The organism is Anaplasma platys (genome assembly GCF_012790675.1).
Lineage (GTDB): Bacteria > Pseudomonadota > Alphaproteobacteria > Rickettsiales > Anaplasmataceae > Anaplasma > Anaplasma platys.
In genome coordinates this window covers 809144-827645 of the sequence record NZ_CP046391.1, presented here as the reverse complement: position 1 = coordinate 827645, position 18502 = coordinate 809144, and the positions used below count along the sequence as shown (strand labels likewise).

The window sequence follows — 18502 nt, the reverse complement described above, 5'->3', positions numbered from 1 at the left end:
CCCACACACTATGTTAAAGTGATATACCTCAGGCGTTGTTTTTCATTACGCATATTTTTTCAATGCTATAGGTCGTTCCAAGAAACAAACCTTTTGTTTTTCTCGACCGACGCCATCTCTTAAAGCATCGGCACACATACGCGATTTTATGACTTTCTTTCACCAATTAAGCTGTTCGCTTTTGGTCTGTTTTCCGTGACTAGATGCACCTTATGAGCAAAAGTACACTGACCCCCGAGCACGCTAAGAACGAAACGTCCGCTAAAAAGGGTGGCCTTGCTCTACTAAGATAAAGTGTGTGTGTTACCTAATGGTTATGCATTGACCGTAGAGTAAGGCCCCAAGCAGTCAATTAATTTGTTAATTAGACTGTCCCGCATTTTATCTTTAGTGTGTCGGTGAGTCAATAGGGATGTTGAATTTTTATGGACAGATACAGATTTAAGACATTTTTATTACTTAGCGGTAATACGAGGCGTGGACCGGCGTTTGCGGCTATACAGCGCAATGAAAATTCACCTGCTACGTGTCATTCTATAGCTCTGCAGCGCCAATTTAAAACACTTGGGAATCATTATATTTCTCGAAATGGTTGAGATAGTCCAGACGCTATTATTAAGCACCACTGTGAGGTGTGTTTTATGTATATTAAATAGTTTACGAGTTCATGTATTTTCAGTTTTTTGTTGCTGGGACAATAGGATGATTTACATGGGTTTTAACACGCACTTATTGGTAACCTTGCAGGATATGACGGTTCTTTGCTGTATCTTCTGAGTGTGATTCTCTGCAATGTGTTCAAAGCACCAACACTACTTAGTATAAGTTATGCAACTTCGCTAGAAGTTTTGATATAAAGTGGCGGGGATTTTAAAATATGAAAATTAGAATCTTCGTGTGTATGATAGTGTTTTTATGGGGTATTTCGCCTTTCCAGGCAGGCTCTATTTTTATTTCTATGATGTGATGGTTTTACTTTTTATGTTCGGATGTCTATAGCCAGGAGGTACATTGCTTGGTGGTAGTATCTAGCTTTGGTTATCCTAAAGGGTAAAACCTCGTCAGCTAGTGTGCTTGGGACTTGGCAAAAGTTTTGAATTGCAGCTTGTGCTGCTATGTGACTGATTACAGCGTAATTTCCTCTGGGTATTATCTGTTGTAAGCTGACAGAGATATCTGTCTGTAGCCAAAAGCCTGCCAGAAGCCGTCTTGGTCTTTATTGGCAAGTCGTTAGAGTTTTATTGCTGTTTCTAGCGTGGAATACGCAATTGTCCTGCTTGGGTATATCGGGGAAAAACAAAGGGAAATATTTGTTCTAGAACTACTGCGTAGTACTCTTATAGATAATGCGGGGATTGTTACTTTTAGCAATTGTGTTGTTTTCGGCATACCACTGCGTCCATTACTCGAGATAGATATCCCTTACAGGTTCAGTGCAAAAGCTTATGGTACCTGCTTAAAGCGCAATGTGGTTTTATTGTGTTACATGTATTTAGTGTGGTCTGCATGAATAGCAGGGGGAGGTATTGAACGGTTATCTATGGGTGTCTTCGGAAGAGTATGCCAGCAAGTGTCGTGATAGCAGATAACGGAGTGAAGCCTATTAAGCAAATGTCCGTAAATCTCTGCTCTGTTTTCAGCTGCTACGGAAACTAACAGTGCGCAGCAGCCTATTAAGACGCTTGCATGACAGTGATGCGATGTTGTATGGCACTTTACGTAAACATGCTATCAGCGCTGTCGTATCTGTTTCCTCGTTCGCAACTGCGCATCAGCAGCAATGTAGTAGCGTGACAGGTTGATCCTCCCCATTATGCACGTTTTTTACAGAACTCACTCTCCAAGCTAAGACATCACCCAACGCAAGCAAATCCTCACCTGGATACTAAGTACATGCATTTCGTGTGAGCGCAACAGCAGAGCTTAACCGCGCGCTCTATCAATTCTGGGTGCCAGAATTCCACCAAGCCAAGACGTTGCCCCGTGCTAGCCGAATACTCTCCTGAATATGAAGTCTATATGTTTCGTATAGTAGTCAAAATTCGTTATGGAATCCAAAGCTGGAAGACAACCAACAGCCATGGGATGTTGTTTTATACTCTCAACAAAGTCCGTGCCCTTGTTATGGCTATCCATGGCGCAATGCTGGACTACCTTATACGCATCTTCCCTGCTGATTCCGGTGTCAATCAGCGCCAGCAGCACACGCTGCGACAACACCATATTACGGGTAGCGTCCAGATTCACCTTTACCCTTTTACGGTCAATCTTCATGTGTTCCAGTAAGTATGCCAGCCTGACTAGCGCAAAGTTCATAGTCACACAGGCGTCAGGTGCAATGAACCTTTCCACCGATGAATGCGAAATGTCCCTCTCGTGCCACAGGGCAACGTTTTCCATTGAGGGGACGACGTAGCTCCTAATCATCCTAGAAAGGCCAGTCAAATTCTCACCCAATATAGGGTTTTGCTTATGAGGCATAGCAGAACTACCTTTCTGACCGGGACTGAAAGGCTCAGTTACCTCCCGCACCTCGGTTTGTTGTAAATGACGAATTTCTGTAGCAACTCTCTCTATTGAAGAGGCTATAACTCCCAAAGTTGCAAAAAACACCGCATGCCTATCGCGGGGAATAACCTGCGAAGAGGCTGTTTCTGGTTCCAAACCAAGAGAGCTGGCGACATACTCTTCCACGAACGGGTCCAAGTGTGCGAAATTGCCCATCGCTCCAGAAACTTTACACACAGATATTTCCTTCTCCGCGTTTAGCAAGCGGTGGCGATTCCGTTCAAACTCAGCGTAGAATCTGGCGAGCTTTACCCCAAAGGTAATCGGCTCTGCGTGTACCCCATGGCTTCTTCCAATGCATATAAGGTACTTAGTCTCTTCGGAACGCTTTTTGAGTACAGCAAGCACGTCGTCTAAGTTTTTTAGCAAAATGCCGCAGGACTGCTTAAGCTGCAACGAAAGGCATGTATCAAGCACATCAGAGCTGGTCATCCCGTAGTGGAGATACCTGATATCTGTGGACGAGGACTCAGCTATATAGGTCAAGAAGGCTATGACATCGTGCTTTACTTCACTTTCTATATTGCGAATCCTCTCCGTGTCGAACTTTTTCCCACGCAGCGCCACCAGGCTATCCAACACCTGTGCAGGAACCTTTCCGAGTTTTATCTGTGCCTCACAGGCGCTTATTTCAACATCGAGCCAAATTCTATATTTATTTTCTTCTTCCCAAATGGCAGCCATTTCGGGAATGCTATATCTCTCAATCACGCGAAGTCTTCGATAACTGCCCCGTAGTATAATGCAGTATATGAGTGTTTGTTGCAATAGGCAAAACGTTACATTATTAGCTTTTAGGCGCTTACTTATGGGCATTCTAAACTTGGAATACCGGTCGCAGAAATGCTCAGTGCGCACTGCTGGTACTAGTCTAGTATCATTCTCTATGAATGAGGAAAGCGTTCAATCTTTGTGCGCAATGATTTTAGAATTGGTGGTAACGCCAAGTACGCGATGCAGATGACCAACATGCTGGACAGTATATGCGGCCACGGTTTTTTGTGCTCCATCACAAATGGATAGTTCTTGTAGTAAGGATGGCGGAAATTCTATTAATTTGCTTGATTCGGGGTTAATACTAATTTACCATTAGGTGCCCGGTAGTGCTGGGATTGCGGGAGTAGCTCAGTGGTAGAGCACAACCTTGCCAAGGTTGGGGTCGAGGGTTCGAACCCCTTCTCCCGCTCGTTCTTTGAGCACATTTATCGGAGCCCCGTTCTTAATGGCAAAGGGCGTTGCAAGGGGCTCGGGCGGGTAATTTCCAGCAGTTTCAGATAAGATGATGTGTGTGTTGCAGAACCATTCCACGTTGATGCAGGTATCGTGGTGCACTCTATCTTAGTGTTATTCAGTGATGCACTGCTGTATTGCATGCTATAATTAGCATGGATTTTTGGCCATGTCTTTTGTGATTCCGGTACGACTGTTTTCTGGTGATCTATGACGATGCATTCGCACGAAGGTTTTAGTGTTGCTCATGGTGTAATAAGAGACACTGTGGCCAAGTTGCGGGATGGGGTTTCCGGCGTTTATAGAATGCTTGGTCAAGATGATAGGGTTCTCTACATAGGGAAAGCCAAAGATCTGAAAAGCAGGTTGCGTAGTTACTTCGGCTTCAAGGGAGTATCAGAACGCGTGAGACTGTTTGTGAGGCAGATAACAAGTATAGACCTTACCATCACGGAAAACGAGACGGAGGCGCTGTTATTAGAGGCCAGGCTCATTAAAGAACTGAGACCAAAGTACAATGTAATTATGAGGGATGATAAATGCTATCCCTATATTGCCTTTTCAAAGCACAAGTACCCAAGGATCTTGCATTACCGTGAGAAGAGAGAGAAAAACTCCAGTGCAGTGCGTTATGGGCCATTTTTGTCAACGGGGATGACCAAACACATAATAACTGCGATAAAAAAGGCTTTTCAGATCCGTACATGCTCGGATAGCTTTTTTGTGACTAGGGATAGGCCATGCATAGAGTATGAAATGCAGAACTGCTCCGCGCCCTGTGCTAAACGCATCTCGGAAAGTGACTACTCCAAGTCTATCGCCATGGCACAAAAGGTTCTGCTTGGTAAGAGTAAGGAAATCCAACGTGAGTTATTTGATGCAATGCAAAAACATAGCGACAATTTGGACTATGAAAGCGCGATTTTGTGTCGTGATCGGCTGCAAGCTTTGAGGTCCATGAAGGAGTGTATGGCGTTTCAAGCAGATGTGGACAGCAATGTAGATTTTGTCTCCGCCTACAGGCGCGATTACTCGTACTGCATTCAGATACTGTCTTTTCAAGGTGGTATGCAATATGGGAGCCAGCCATACTTTGTTGATACTGTAATTTCCGATAGTCACCTGGATGTGCTTAGTATGTTTTTCATGCAGGTGTGTAATGAGCTATCCAGCGTGGTCTACGTAGATCTTGTAACAGCCCCTGAGTTGGAGGTCATAAATGATGCCCTTAGAAAGGTGCTGACTCGCGATGTGGCTTTGATGCTGCCGCAGTCCAAGGAGGAGCTGAGAATTATGAAAATGGCACGCTGTTACGCGATGGAAGCACTAAATCGCCGGGGGCACGATTCAGAATTGGGTACGGAACTGGAAGAATTTTCTAAGTTTTTCGGGCTTGGAGAAATTCCAGAAAGAATAGAAGTATACGACAATAGCCATATTTCGGGGTCCCATCCATACGGGGTCATGGTGGTATGTGGCAAGAATGGACTTAATAAGAGGGAATATAGGAAGTTCAAGATCAAGACTGTGACCAATGGAGACGACTATTCCATGATGCGGGAGGTGGTCTCCAGAAGATTTAAGGAAATATCGGTGACACCTGACTTTATCTTGATAGACGGGGGAAGAGGGCACTTATCTGCAGTGCGGGATGAGATAACGAAACAGGGAGTGCCGTTTGCATGCATGGCCAAGGGGCCAAGACGAATTTCGGGCACGGAAACATTTTATCTGTCAGATGGCAGGAGGGAATCCCTAGATTCACAAAGCAAGTTGATGAGCCTTTTATGTCGTTTAAGGGATGAGGCTCATAGGTTTGCTATCACTTCACATAGGCGCAGCAGAGACAGCAAGTTGCGGTTTCTATCGTCATTACATGTAATTCCAGGTGTTGGTACAACTAAAGGCAAGGCCATCATTGCGTACTTTGGGTCCCTGCAGGCATTGAGGTCGGCTAGGGTGGAAGAAATCAGCAAAGTTCCCGGAATTAGCCTGAGGCTAGCGGAGAGGATATCTGCATATCTGAAGGGCTAGCGATTGCTAGGGGATACACACATTCGTAAGAGCTACTACTGTCTACGTTGATGAGCCATATCAATCAATGGGATGTGTGTGGTTTGAATCTGCGAGTAGGTTAGCATATCTCCATAAGTGGTATGGAGTTTACTGCTGTGGTGGTGATACATCAAGCGCCCACGAAGCTGCCAGAAAGTGGTATAGAAGGTGTATTCTTATTGGCTGATGTAGGGTTCTAATACCGCCGTGACAGGACGCTCCGTTCTAGCTGTGTGGCAGAAGACTGTTCCTGGGAGCTACACACACCTTTGCTGTCATGTGGTACATGTCTAGTATTCTTTATACTAAGTAGAGGGCAACCATGTGAGTCTGAATCCTCGGGTTTCGCGGTCGTCTTTTATAGGATGCTTTGTTGCTATTTTCTGCGGACTAACCCATGTAGCAGGTTGTAGCGTTAAGCTAACTAATAGGAAGCCCATGGCGCCAAGTGTGTACAATGAAGGCACGGCGCTGCAATATGCGTTGTCGTTCAAATTCATGTTTACTGGCAGCTTAACTTTCACAAACCTGTGATGCATTTTCGCGCTTTACGTTTCTCCAAGCCTTACGCCGGTAACAGCTCTCAAGCCGTACCAGCAGAAGATAAATAAACAATTTGTTCTCACAGTGTGTCGGCGGTAATGGACTATGTGAGATACGGTACAAACGCCGTACAAATTGTTTGTAGGCTACGCTCTTGCTGAAGCTAGTAGGCGCAGTGGGTCCTTATGTTTTGCTGTTTTTCTACTGTGGGCCAATGCGAGGTTCTGGCTAATCTATGGAGCATTATGCTTACTTGGGGACTGCAAACCAATGAGCTGAAGAATGGTGCATAGGCGCAAGCCGCATGGGTAAATAGCACTGCTGGCGGCTTTGAGAGCTTCGCGTTAGTAGGGGGTGAACTTCGCTAGTAGAGGAATAACATTCGTCCAGGGCATAGGCAGAGTTTTTGTCTACGGGAAGACTAAAATTATAAGGGGCTAGTTAGGCAGAGAATGGGCCGCAAGAGCTTGGTTGATTATTGCTGCGTCGGGGTGCTGTCTAGTATACAAAGCTTGCAGACCTAGTTGAAAGCGGTCAAGTGTCAGCGCCGCAATGAAGTGATGCTGTGTGTCGGGGAAACATGAAATTGTAGTTTTGTCCGTGCTCACCATTACGCTCTACCCTGAACAATATTGTTTTGTTTGTTCTCAGATCATTTCACCATATTCTATTTTGCGCAGCTTGCCCTTTTGTTCGAGAACTATGGAGCCGTTGTTGTCTATATCAACGAACTTTCCCCTGTATTTTGTGTTGGCACTAGTTACTACGTTTATCTCTGAGTTTAGCTTGTAAGCCTTTTTTAGCCACAGTTGACGCAATGCATCAAAACCGCTGACAGATAGTATGTCCATCAGCTTTGAGAAGTTTTCAAGTGTGCTGTGCAGAAGCTGTACGTTGGATAGAGACGGTGCCATATTGGGCACATAGCTACTTATGGATGTGGCGTGTTCTGGATATGAGAGAATATTGATTCCTATGCCGCACACTATCCATTCCATTGTTTTCCCCTGCCTTTTTAAGTTTAGAAGAATGCCGCATATTTTTTTGTCGTCTATTAGGACATCATTTGGCCATTTATAACGTAATTGCGCAGTATTAATACTGTGCTGGGTCAGAATCTCCTCTATGGTAATTCCTGCGGCTATAGCTCCCAAAAAGGAAATCGCTGGCAGCTCAATATTCACCCTAATCACTATGCTAAAATATAGGTTTCCTTTCGGACTTGACCATAGTCTTCCCCGCCTTCCAGAGCCGGATGTTTGTTCATCGGCGATTACGACCGTTCCAGACGGGGCTCCATTTTCAGCAAGGGTTATTGCATCTAAGTTTGTGCTTTGTGTGACAGCAACGTGATGTATTGCGTATGGCTGCATAAAATCTCTCGGCGAGGTTCATATAAGCACACACTATACGTTCTATTCTGAGAAACGCAATTTGCACGAATGCGATGAGCGTGATAGTGAGTCGTGCTATTCCTGACATTCGAGATGGCCTGAAGCCTGTGCACAGGAGGATTTTGTACTCTATGTACAAGTCCGGGTACAGCCATGATAAGCCGTATAAAAAGGCAGCTAGGGTGGTTGGTGATGTTATGGGTAGATACCACCCTCACGCTGACACCGCTATTTACGATGCCTTGGTGCGGATGGCTCAAGACTTCTCATTGCTTGTGCCCCTTATAGACAGCCAGGGTAACTTTGGTTCCATTGATGGTGATCCTCCTGTGGCCTACTAGTCTAGCTTTAAACGCGAGAGTTTACATCCTAGCTAGTTCAAGTATGTCGAATGTTACATTGCAGGACCATCGTGCACCAAGTACTTATACCTCGCACTGCTGCAATTATAAAAGCATTAAGAGGGTGCAGCGCATATGCTTCAAGTGTAGGTTCACGTAAGCCTATTTGGTAGAATGCCTCATTGTCACTCCTTTTGCTACCTAGGGCACTGCGGCCTCCTTACGTAGAGGCCTGTGGTTATAGCGTCTATTGGGTCGTTACCGTGCGTTTGTGTTAAAGCTGTTTTCGGGTATTTCTACCGTGAAGGCACGGCTGACTGGAATGCACATTTCTCCGCAGACTGCATAACTTACATGTAGCTGCAGCTGCTTTTCGGTGTCGTTAAGGAGGGTAAAAGTAATGGGGAAATGTGTAACTCCCTTATATATGTTGCTTCTGAAAACTTTTTTTCCCAACTGTACGGAAGTTCTGGAAAATTCGGGCCATGTGACGTGCAAGTCCTTGATCCCATCATCTTCTTCAAACCAAAACTTTGTTGGCATGCCCACGTCTCCGGGATCTTCAGCATAAATGTGCCATCCAGATTCCACGTCAATGGCTACGGATAAACTCATTTTGCTTTCAGAATAAGATTCCACCACTACTTGCACTTTGGCGTGATCATCATACGCATTATCAAGATTGTCTGCTTCTTTGCTACCCCAACACGATACACTGGAAAACAACAGCAGTCCCCAGGCTAGTGCGAAACGGGTTCCTTTCAAGAATTTCAAGTTCATCTCCCAAAAACAGCCGGCTAATCATTATATAACTTATCTCAGCCTTGTAACGCTCTGTCTATTTCCAGCCTCGGCAAAACGACAACCTGTTTACAAAATGCGCAAGGCGAGAGGAAATCGCATCAAGTTGCCTTAGCGCCAGAAACTGCTTCTGTGGCCGAGTACTCCGGAAGTCAGCTAATTCTGGCAACATAATCACTATTCTGTTTGTTCAGGCCGCATTCGTAAATGAGTGTGGGGTTGTAAACAAGTGAAGTGTGGAATACAATTTCATTGCTATTGCTGTGCTAATAGATCCCTCCGTAGACATTTTTAGGCTACTATCCCCTGCGGTGACTTGTAGATAATCGTGGTGAGTGTTACCATGTAATCTTGCGCTGTAGGTAATGGTGGTGGAAGGGCTTAGACTTAGCGACATAACGCATAAATATAGAAAGAGTGATTTCCTTTTAGAGGTTGGTGATTTTTCTGGCAAGAAGGGTGAGGTTGTATGCTTGCTTGGACAGTCAGGGTGTGGTAAGTCTACTATTCTCAAGCTAATAGCTGGGTTGGAGCGGGCTTTGACTGGTGTTGTGACCATCAATGGTAAGGTGGTTAGCGACGTTGGATCCAACATACACATACCTACAGAAAGGCGTAATGTGGGGTTGATCTTTCAGCATCCTGCTTTGTTTCATCACCAGACTGTTGTGGAAAACGTAGCGTTTGCCGTAAGAGAAAGTAACCAAGATAGGAGAACGCAGTACGCTTTGAAGGTATTGAGCACATTAGGTATTGAGTGCTTCAAAGATGCCTATCCCCACATGTTGTCGGGGGGACAACAGCAGCTTGTCACCATAGCGCGTACCATGGCCCAAGATCCGGAAATTGTGTTAATGGATGAGCCCTTTTCAAACCTCGATGTCATGTTGAGAGCCAAGATCAGAACCGATGTGCTTTCTATAATCAGATCCGAAAAAATTACTGTTTTACTAGTTACACATGATCCGGAAGAAGCCCTTGAAATCGCCGATAAGATCTACGTAATGCACGACGGAAGAGTTACACAGTGCGGTACTCCTTATGAGGTGTATAATTTTCCCAACGATGTGAATCTTGCAAAGTTTTTTGGGAGGCTTAACTACTTCGAGGCTCATGTGCGAAATGGGACAGTGGTTTTGGATTTGGGCAGCATTGACGCAAGTAATTTTAGAGAGGGCGGCAGGGTGGCTGTATGTATAAGGCCTGACGCTATAGTACAGCAGGAACAGGGGGGTGTTACTGCTTCAGTAAAGCTTGTAAGATTCTTCAATAATATGGTATACATAGCCACAGGTGACAATGCTTACTGGATGAAGTTCTTTGGTGCGGTTTTGCCTGAAGTGGGCGATGTCGTGAGCGTGTCTCTGGATTCGAGTAAGGCTCTGCTATTTGAGCTCTAATGATTGTTGGAGGGGGTGTATGAGTTTGGGTCCGTGGCAGGTTTTTTTGGTATTGCTGATAATAATGGTGCTTTTCGGCGCTGGGAAGTTACCCCAGGTCATGGGTGATTTGGGGCGTGGCCTTAAGAACTTAAAGAGAGAGCTCAAGGATGGGAAGTTGATGTCAACAGAGGACGAGCCTCATCACTAGCTCGGTGTCAGCGTCATCTGGCTTTGTGTACCTTTTCTCTGGTGTTTTGTGACGGGTTTTGTTTAGAGTTGGTGGCGTGGACATTGGTAAGTTGATCAGCTTGTTTTCAAAGCTTCCCAATCTGGGGCCAGCGTCTTCTAGAAGGATAGTCTTGCACCTTCTCAGGCATAGACAGGATGTCATGATACCCTTAGCTTCTTGTATTAGGGAGCTTGAGGAGAACACCAAGGAGTGCATTGTGTGCCATAACCTTGATACTCAGTCACCTTGTTCGATATGCACGGATATAAGGAGAGATCCGTCTCTTCTGTGTGTGGTGGAGGAGTTGGGGGATCTTTGGGCCTTCGAAAAGGGCAGGATATATAACGGGGTCTATCACGTTCTTGGGGGCGTTCTCTCCGCCATTTCTGGCATTGGTCCTGAAGCTTTAAACATCGAAAATATATCTGAAAGGGTTGTGTCGCGCGGGGTAAAGGAAGTGATTATAGCCACTGGCAGTGACATGGATGGCCAGGTGACATGTCACTATATAACACAAACACTAAAAGACACAGGAGTCAAGATAACAAGGTTGGCATGTGGCATACCGCTAGGTGGAGAAATTGACTATCTAGACGAGGGGACACTGCGTGCGGCGCTGTCTTCCAGGTATGCTATATAGTTGCGAGGCGTGAGGTTTTTTTGCGTGCATATGTAGCTGGCATGCTGTGCTGCGGTTTTTTCTGGTAGTGGACGAAATCGTACAGCGGCTGGCTCTCGTGTGGTTTCCAGCTATCTCGAAGAGCTCCTCCACATTCTGATTCAGAACATGGTGCGTGGTAATTGCTGGAATGCGGCATAGTAGGGATGCGCTTAGATTTTGTCTGTGAAGATGGCGGAGTGTTGAGCGTTGTGTGGTCCCATTCTTACTTGGCGACCGAAGTGAGTTGCTATCTGAGCTTTTTGTTGGGGAGTGGTGCCCAGAAGAAACAGGATTGGCACTCGTATGTCTTCACGGATGCTGTTGCACGCCCGCAAGCAATATGCTAGAAACAGCAGCTATTCTTTGTAATCTGTTTTCTCAAGACACCGTTGGAATTGAGTTGCTAGCTCTTCTATGAGCTTTGCGTAGCCATTTTTGTTATTGACGATAGACTTTCCGATGGGATCAACTACCGTTATTTTCATGTGTTTACTAATTAACCGATAGCTATTTTTGGTGTCAGAAACGAAGATACACTTCACTCCAAACTTTTTAGCTGTCTTTTTCGCAAATGAAAGCTCTCTCGCGGTTGTATGCAGGGTGTGTCCAGCGGTAAGCGATGCTTTGAAGTTTAATCCAAAATAGCTGTCGAAGTATTGATACGCATCATGTGCCACTATGTAGGGCACATTTTTTACAGGCTCCAATAGATCGTGTACTTTTAACTTTAGAGCATCAATACCTGCAATGGTGCTGTCGGCGTTGCTGCGGTATATCTGAGCGTTTTCCGGGTCAGCGTCAGACAGCACGGAGCATATTTTTTCCACAATTTTCTTTGCATTGTCAGGATTCAGCCATATGTGGAAGTCATTCACGTTGTTTGAAGAACCGTTAGCGCGTTTTGTACTCCTATCGGGAAGTAATTCAACTTCGTCAGACAGCCTAATTAGGGCTTTCCCCGGCCCACGGAGTTTTTTTATGTAAGGTTCCATTCTCTCATCGACATAAAAGACTATGTCTGCAGAGTTCAAGCTTGCAACATCAGATGGCTTTAGCACGCAGTCGTGTACGCATGATGTTCCTAATGTGTGAATGTTACTATCCAATATGCCGCGACCAACGTCACTTACCAGAAATTGTATAGGATTTATGGTTGCGACAACTTTTGGAACGGTATATCCTACGTGCGGCAGCGCTGTTGCCATCAGTAGCAAAGCAATATGTATTTTATTCAGCATATCGAGGAACCTGAGTCGAGGATTACTGGAGTGCGCGGTGTTGTACCAATGCTCGTGGCGGACAGTATAACCCTATTCTATGGAAATAGAAAGGTTATCGACGATGTGAGCCTATATATCAGTCCTGGTGAGATCGTGACAATCCTTGGGCCTAACGGTGGGGGAAAGACGTCATTGTTACGCGTTTTAGTCGGGCTCACCAAGAGCTGTTTCGGCAATATAACTCGTGCTAAAAATCTTGTCACCGCTTACATGCCGCAGAATTTTAAGGCTAACAGTTGTATGCCCATGACTGTGGAGTATATGTTGCTCAGTGCGTGCTGGGGGCAGGAAGTGCCAATGGCCCTGAAAAATGTTATGGAATATGTGGATGTAACCAGGCTTTTACAACGCCAGATGACTGAGCTTTCTGCGGGTGAGGTACAACGGGTTTTGCTTGCAAGGTGTCTTATAATGAAGCCAAACTTGGTTGTGCTTGATGAACCGGTTAGCTGTATGGATATTGAGGCCAAGCACAGTTTTTACCAGCTAATCAGTAGGCTAGTGGCGGAACTAAAAATAGGCGTTATCATGACGTCCCATGACTTACACTGCGTGATGGATTGTTCTGATCGGGTGGTATGCATTAATCGTTCTATCCGTTGTCAGGGAACTCCTAAAGAAATTGCAGAAAGTGCTAAGTTTATGAGTGTGTTTCCAGAGCATGTTTAGCGCTGTCAGCGGCGTTTTCCGATTGTGCCGGATAGGAGCTTCACTTCTATCTTACGGCATCATACCTCATACCAGAATATGCGCTTTGCGGTACCGCTCCGCGAGCTATGGTCAGAGGCTGGCGATGTGCTTGGAAAGTCTCGGTCCTACGTTTGTGAAATTTGGTCAATCCCTGGCTGCGAGAGTTGATATAGTGGGCCAAGATGTTGCGGGCAATATGTTGGCGTTATGTGACAAGCTGCCGCCTTTTTCCTACAAAGAGGTTAAGGCAATCATAGAGGAGCAATTTCGCAAAGAAATACACGAGATTTTTCCAGAATTCAGCGAGGAGCCAGTGGCTGCGGCATCGATAGCTCAAGTGCATAGGGCGCGAGCGCTAGATGGAGAGCTAAAAGCAGTTAAGGTGCTACGTCCGGGGGTAGAAGCTGCTTTTGCTAGAGACATCAATCTTATGCGGAAGTTGGCGGGAATCTGTGATCTGCTAGGCATTTTGAAAAGGTTCAAGTTGCCTCAGCTTATAGAAACATTCTCTAGCATATGTAAGCTTGAGTTGGATCTCAGGTTTGAAGCTGCGAATGCTGATGAGCTGCGGGAAAATCTGAGGAATGACAGCATTGATTTTTACATCCCTGAAGTAGATTGGAGCCTGACCTCAAGACGTGTTCTGACCTTGCAGTGGGTTGAGGCAATTCCCATCTACAGGGTTGAAGAACTGAAAAATAGGGAGGTTCTGGCTAGAAAGCTAATAATTTCTTTCTGCAACCAGGTGTATAGGGATAGGTTTTTTCACGCAGATATGCATCCGGGGAACCTGCTGGTGGGACATGGTGATAAAATAATCGCCGTAGACTTTGGCATTGTGGGAAGGCTAGACGAGGAAACCTGCTTCTATATAACTGAAATCTTTGTTGGCTTTCTAAATCGTGATTATAAAAAAGTTGCTGAGGCACACCAAGAGGCTGGCTACATTCCAGGAAAATGTGATGAATTTATAACTGCATGCAGAGCGATATGGGAGCCCATAGCCGATGTTAACGCCCACAGTTTTTCCATGGCAGAATTACTTGCGAAGCTCTTTAAAATAACAGCGGATTTTGACATGTGCGTTCAACCAAAGCTGCTTTTATTGCAAAAGACTATGGTGCTGGTTGAAGGGGTATGTAGGCAATTAGCTCCTGACATAAATTTTTGGAAGGTGGCAGAAACCTGGGTCAAAGAGCATTATGAAAAGGACGGATACATAGAACGGCTTAAGAAAACCAAAGCATGTAGGTCCATGAGTAGAGCTAAGTTGTTTATGTCCAAAATCGACCGCTGTATGGATATCATGATCGAAAATGAGAATTTACAGAGGCAGAGGCAGGCTCAGTCCAAACTCATAGTCATTCTTGCTTTAGCAGTCTTGTCTATGTTTGCAGCTGTAATTTTATTAAAGTGACACTTTATATATAGCAAGATATGCAGCTACATAATGGGATCTGCGGGATACACTGCATTTAAAGTGATACTTGAAATATGTATCGATTTATCAATAACAGGGCGCAAAGTTTTTGTCGCATAACGCACATTGCTTTTTTCGGGTACCTAATAGAGTAATTCGAGTATAACAAAGTGAATTGTGTTTGCAGTAAGGCATTGACTGCAGATCAGGAAGAAAACTTTTTTATAATCACGATTTAGAAAGCCAACAAAGATTTCAGTTATATAGAAGCAGGTTTCCTCGTCTAGCCTTCCCACAATGCCAAAGTCTACGGCGATTATTTTATCACCATGTCCCACCAGCAGGTTCCCCGGATGCATATCTGCGTGAAAAAACCTATCCCTATACACCTGGTTATAGTCAGCTTTTTCATTACTCATTTTGCTGCGCAAGAAATGTGTTGTTCACCCAGAGAAACTCCGATACCAATATGGGGTTTGAAATAGTGTTTTGGACATTTCGTCTACTATGAGACAGCAAAGTGTCGGTTATTTTGGATTTTGTAAGCAGCTTATCTACTGGCTGATGCTGGTGCTGATGTTGCTATCAACATGTGCATTCGAGTGGATGTATGCTGCTTTTGGCACTGTGACGTTAAGTAGTGACGTAAGAGTGGCTACGTTATTGTTCCTGCATATGTTGCTTTTTTCGGGTTTCCAACTCTTTTCTGGGGTGTTGTTGGACAATCGCGGCAGCAGAGTTTTGCTGCCAATGGCCGCGGCATATGTTTTTGTGGGGATGGTAATGCAAATATTTACCAACGTGCAAAATTTTCCCATCATGGGGCTTATATCACAGATCTTTTTTACATTTGGTGCTTCCTTTAACTTTATTGGAATTGACTACCTGAGCGTTGGATTCTTTCGTGCGTCTCTTGTGGGAACAACTGTTGGTATAGCGCAAATGGCATACGGTGCTCTTTACGTCTTGGCTTGGTATTTAGCAAGATATTACGCGCCATTTTTAACCCAAAACTTTACATTGCTTGTATGGTGCGTGGCTGTTGTGCAGCTTTTGATATTTTTCGTGATGCTTTGTGTAACAAGCACCCCTGAAGCCTACAAATATTGTATTTCCGACTCGCGGTTACAGCTTGTGCAAATATTGCGCCATGCATGGGATGTTGCGCGCAGGCCCATGGTATTGTTGGTCTCACTTGTAGCGGGGATGGAGTTTGGTATCTTCTTTGCCTTAGCTGGTGTTTTATTTTACAAGATAAGTGCAAATATAGGGAGTATTGTATCTGCGTATTCGTGGGTAGGCTTTGCTATAGGTGCGTTGTTTTTTGCTAGTGCTCCCATGCTTTTCAAATGGAAAAGTCTCAGCATACTGTTGGCCACTGGACTGCTGCAAGGAGTTGTGTTATTGCTATTGGCACTAGTTATTAAGAGCCTGCCTCTTGGAGAAGTAGTATCTTATCTGTTCTACGTCAGCTGTGTTCTAGCGGTGTTATTTGGCTTTTTTTCAGGGGGTCACATGGCAGCCTTTACTGAAGGTGTGCGTATCGTGGAAAAGAAATCAATAACCACTTTCTTTTCAGTGTTAAATGGGTACATGTGTGTATTAGCGGGCCTTGTGTTGATGGGGCTTACCCTTTTGATGCAATTTGCTGCACTGCTTGATTTGCTCGTTATCACCTCTGTGGCGACTATTGCGTATTATTTGTTTGTAGGAAGAGGTGGTAGAGTATGCGAGGCCGCAACCTAGCAATTTATAGCCTTTGTTTTGCGATAGTTAGTTTTGTCCCAAGAATTTCCCTAAGTAGCCTGGTACATTTCTATGTGCGCGCCTCGACTGCGTCGCTTTTTGGAGATGCTATGTGGTGAGAAAATAGGAGCTTTTGTGTCGCACAGTATGGGAATATGATGTTCACTCCATGCGTGTACTAAGGTTGGTCAGGGTAAATGAGTTGCTTACAGCGATATGATGTTGCTGTGTTTTGAGACCTTGGAATCTAGTGTGTGTAAACATCTGCTGAATCGTGCGTATTTTGCCAAAAGCTTAGTTTTTATACGGTATCTATGCGGTGAATGGAAGAGCTTTTCACAGTTGATTATGTGTTTTCTGATAAGCCATACCATTGTGGTAAAGAGGCAGAAATTACATTCCAGGTCTGTGTGTTGGAGAGTTTTTCTTAGTTTTTGCTGTTACTGGCGCACGCATCATGGTTCATTGCTACTGCCGAGCAACTTTTCAACACTTCAGGGCGGTGATGTGACGCTGCTGCATATACGGAGCTTCCAAAACATGAGTCTGCTTTTTAGTGAGTTGTGGTACATGCAAATGCAGCTGTCGTTTAAAGATGCTCGTGATGCGAAAGAGCCTTCTTTGATATGCTGAATTTCAATGGATCGACTTTTTCCCGTGCAATCAAAGTGCGCACTTCACTTTTTTATGCAGATACTCTTCTACTAGAGTTCGAAATTCGTGGAGCTGTAGTTAACACAACAGGCTAACAGGGGCAGTTTTGGTGCAGTCATCGACGAACTGTCAGCTAAGTCAGGCATATGCTGCTGCAGGGGCTGTTGCATTGCAGTGCTGTGAGTCAATGCGAGCAACTCCTTCCAGAGAATTCTGACTTGCCCGCAATATTTCAACCTGTACCATGCTGTTAAATATCATATTCTCCTTTGGAGTAGAGATGCGCACCGTCTGAGTGTACATGCTTTTGCCAAAAATTCTGCCATTGCGCATGGTACTGAGGTCCCCCACTAAGACATCCATGACCTTGCCAACCATACTCTGGTTAAAGACAAGTTGTTGAGTGTTAAGGAGGCGCTGTAGGGCGGAGAGGCGTTCACTTTTCTCCTGATCTGGTACTTGGTCTGGATACTCCGCCCCCGGGGTACCAGGTCTCGGGCTATATTTAAAGCTATAAGCAAGAGAGAAGCCAACGTTTTCAACAAGCTTAAGAGCATCCTCAAAGTCCTTTGTTGTCTCTCCGGGAAACCCCACGATAAAGTCAGAAGAGAGGGCAATGTTAGCATTGGCCTCTCTTAGTTTGCCAACTATTTCTAGATACTCATCAGCCGTATGCTTTCTATTCATTTTTTTAAGTATGCGGTCTGAGCCACACTGAACTGGCAAGTGAACAAAAGGTGCTAACTTTTGCTCATACCTGTGAGCATCATATAAGGTAGGATGCATATCTCTAGGATGGGAAGTAGTATAGCGAATGCGCTCAACGCCGTTTATGCGAGCTACCTCACGAATAAGGGTTCCTAAGTCACTTTCGATGCCTTTATAGGTTCCATGATATGCGTTGACATTTTGTCCTATAAGTACAATCTCCTTGGTTCCACGGTCGACTAATTGTACTACTTCTTCCAGTACAGCTTCTACTGTTCGAGAGTATTCTGGGCCCCTGGTATAAGGTACTACACAAAACGTGCAAAACTTATCGCAACCTTCTTGAACTGACACATATGCTGAAACTCCGCCATTTGCCCTCCTCTCGGCTTTTATAGCATCGAACTTTGATACTACAGGGAATTCAATATTTATTTGTTTCTTGTCTCTTTTGACCTTCATTATGAGCTCAGCAAGCGTATGGAGCCCTTGGGGACCCACCACAACATCGACAAATGGTGCTCGCTCGAAAACTGCTTCTCCTTCGGCCTGAGCGACGCAGCCGGCAACAACGATTAGGCATCCGTCTTTCCTGATTAACCGCATGCGGCCCAAGGTTGAATAGAGCTTTTCTGATGCTTTTTCCCTTATATGACAAGTATTGATCAATATCACATCAGCATCTTCGGGTTTTTCTACTACCGCATACCCTACCGGACGCAACACGTCCTCCATCATCAGTGCATCGTACACATTCATTTGGCACCCGTACGATTCTATGTACAGACCTTTGGTCATGA

Annotated in this window: 13 protein-coding genes, 1 tRNA gene and 2 pseudogenes; 10 read left to right on the top strand and 6 right to left on the bottom strand. The window is 44.9% G+C overall.

Annotation, left to right across the window (positions count from 1 at the left end):
- Positions 1-1255 precede the first annotated feature (1255 nt).
- Positions 1256-1510, top strand: coding sequence for a hypothetical protein (locus tag ANPL_RS03230; RefSeq protein WP_169193323.1), 255 nt, complete (start codon positions 1256-1258; stop codon positions 1508-1510).
- Positions 1511-1986: 476 nt separating this feature from the next.
- Here the strand turns inward: ANPL_RS03230 and purB are convergent, their stop codons facing one another.
- Entirely contained in the window at positions 1987-3279 is a 1293-nt protein-coding gene (purB, locus tag ANPL_RS03225; RefSeq protein ID WP_169193647.1) for an adenylosuccinate lyase, read from the bottom strand.
- A gap of 403 nt (positions 3280-3682) precedes the next feature.
- Between purB and ANPL_RS03220 the strand changes: the two genes are divergently transcribed.
- Together ANPL_RS03220 and uvrC are read left to right on the top strand one after the other, a co-directional pair.
- Positions 3683-3754, top strand: a tRNA-Gly gene (locus ANPL_RS03220).
- A 254-nt stretch (positions 3755-4008) separates the two neighbouring features.
- Entirely contained in the window at positions 4009-5832 is a 1824-nt protein-coding gene (uvrC, locus tag ANPL_RS03215) for an excinuclease ABC subunit UvrC (protein WP_169193322.1), read from the top strand.
- 1211 nt (positions 5833-7043) lie between these two features.
- Here uvrC and ANPL_RS03210 read toward each other — a convergent pair.
- Positions 7044-7769 (bottom strand): biotin--[acetyl-CoA-carboxylase] ligase, encoded by a 726-nt coding sequence (locus ANPL_RS03210; RefSeq protein WP_169193321.1) that lies wholly within the window; start codon positions 7767-7769, stop codon positions 7044-7046.
- Positions 7770-7804: 35 nt separating this feature from the next.
- Between ANPL_RS03210 and ANPL_RS03205 the strand changes: the two are divergent.
- A pseudogene (locus ANPL_RS03205) lies at positions 7805-8125 on the top strand (DNA gyrase subunit A); the annotation flags it as partial.
- A gap of 264 nt (positions 8126-8389) precedes the next feature.
- On the opposite strand, the gene ANPL_RS03200 reads toward ANPL_RS03205, so the two are convergent.
- On the bottom strand, positions 8390-8911 hold the full coding sequence (locus tag ANPL_RS03200) for a protein-disulfide reductase DsbD domain-containing protein (protein ID WP_169193320.1): 522 nt from the start codon (positions 8909-8911) through the stop codon (positions 8390-8392).
- 386 nt (positions 8912-9297) lie between these two features.
- Here ANPL_RS03200 and ANPL_RS03195 point away from each other — a divergent pair, with 386 nt between their 5' ends.
- The 3 genes from ANPL_RS03195 (at position 9298) to recR (ending at position 11183) form a co-directional block, all read left to right on the top strand.
- Positions 9298-10332: an ABC transporter ATP-binding protein gene (locus ANPL_RS03195; protein WP_174764267.1), complete on the top strand. Its 1035-nt coding sequence runs from the start codon at positions 9298-9300 to the stop codon at positions 10330-10332.
- 19 nt (positions 10333-10351) lie between these two features.
- Positions 10352-10522: a twin-arginine translocase TatA gene (gene tatA / locus ANPL_RS03190; RefSeq protein ID WP_169193319.1), complete on the top strand. Its 171-nt coding sequence runs from the start codon at positions 10352-10354 to the stop codon at positions 10520-10522.
- A 76-nt stretch (positions 10523-10598) separates the two neighbouring features.
- Positions 10599-11183: a recombination mediator RecR gene (gene recR, locus ANPL_RS03185; protein WP_169193645.1), complete on the top strand. Its 585-nt coding sequence runs from the start codon at positions 10599-10601 to the stop codon at positions 11181-11183.
- Positions 11184-11560: 377 nt separating this feature from the next.
- On the opposite strand, the gene ANPL_RS03180 is transcribed toward recR, so the two are convergent.
- Entirely contained in the window at positions 11561-12442 is an 882-nt protein-coding gene (locus tag ANPL_RS03180; protein WP_169193318.1) for a metal ABC transporter solute-binding protein, Zn/Mn family, read from the bottom strand.
- Between ANPL_RS03180 and ANPL_RS03175 the strand changes: the two genes are divergently transcribed.
- A complete protein-coding gene (locus ANPL_RS03175; protein WP_236822793.1) occupies positions 12425-13153 on the top strand; it encodes a metal ABC transporter ATP-binding protein in 729 nt (242 codons plus the stop codon). The genes ANPL_RS03180 and ANPL_RS03175 overlap by 18 nt on opposite strands.
- A 124-nt stretch (positions 13154-13277) precedes the next feature.
- A complete protein-coding gene (locus ANPL_RS03170; protein ID WP_236822792.1) occupies positions 13278-14591 on the top strand; it encodes an AarF/UbiB family protein in 1314 nt (437 codons plus the stop codon).
- 218 nt (positions 14592-14809) lie between these two features.
- Here the strand turns inward: ANPL_RS03170 and ANPL_RS03165 are convergent.
- Positions 14810-14989, bottom strand: a pseudogene (locus tag ANPL_RS03165) (AarF/UbiB family protein); the annotation flags it as partial.
- A gap of 112 nt (positions 14990-15101) precedes the next feature.
- On the opposite strand from ANPL_RS03165, the gene ANPL_RS03160 reads away from it, so the two are divergent.
- Positions 15102-16340, top strand: a complete 1239-nt coding sequence (locus tag ANPL_RS03160) for a hypothetical protein (RefSeq protein WP_169193316.1) — start codon at positions 15102-15104, stop codon at positions 16338-16340.
- Positions 16341-17132: 792 nt separating this feature from the next.
- On the opposite strand, the gene miaB is transcribed toward ANPL_RS03160, so the two are convergent.
- Complete coding sequence (miaB, locus tag ANPL_RS03155; protein ID WP_169193315.1) at positions 17133-18500, bottom strand: tRNA (N6-isopentenyl adenosine(37)-C2)-methylthiotransferase MiaB; 1368 nt, start codon at positions 18498-18500, stop codon at positions 17133-17135.
- Positions 18501-18502: the final 2 nt, after the last annotated feature.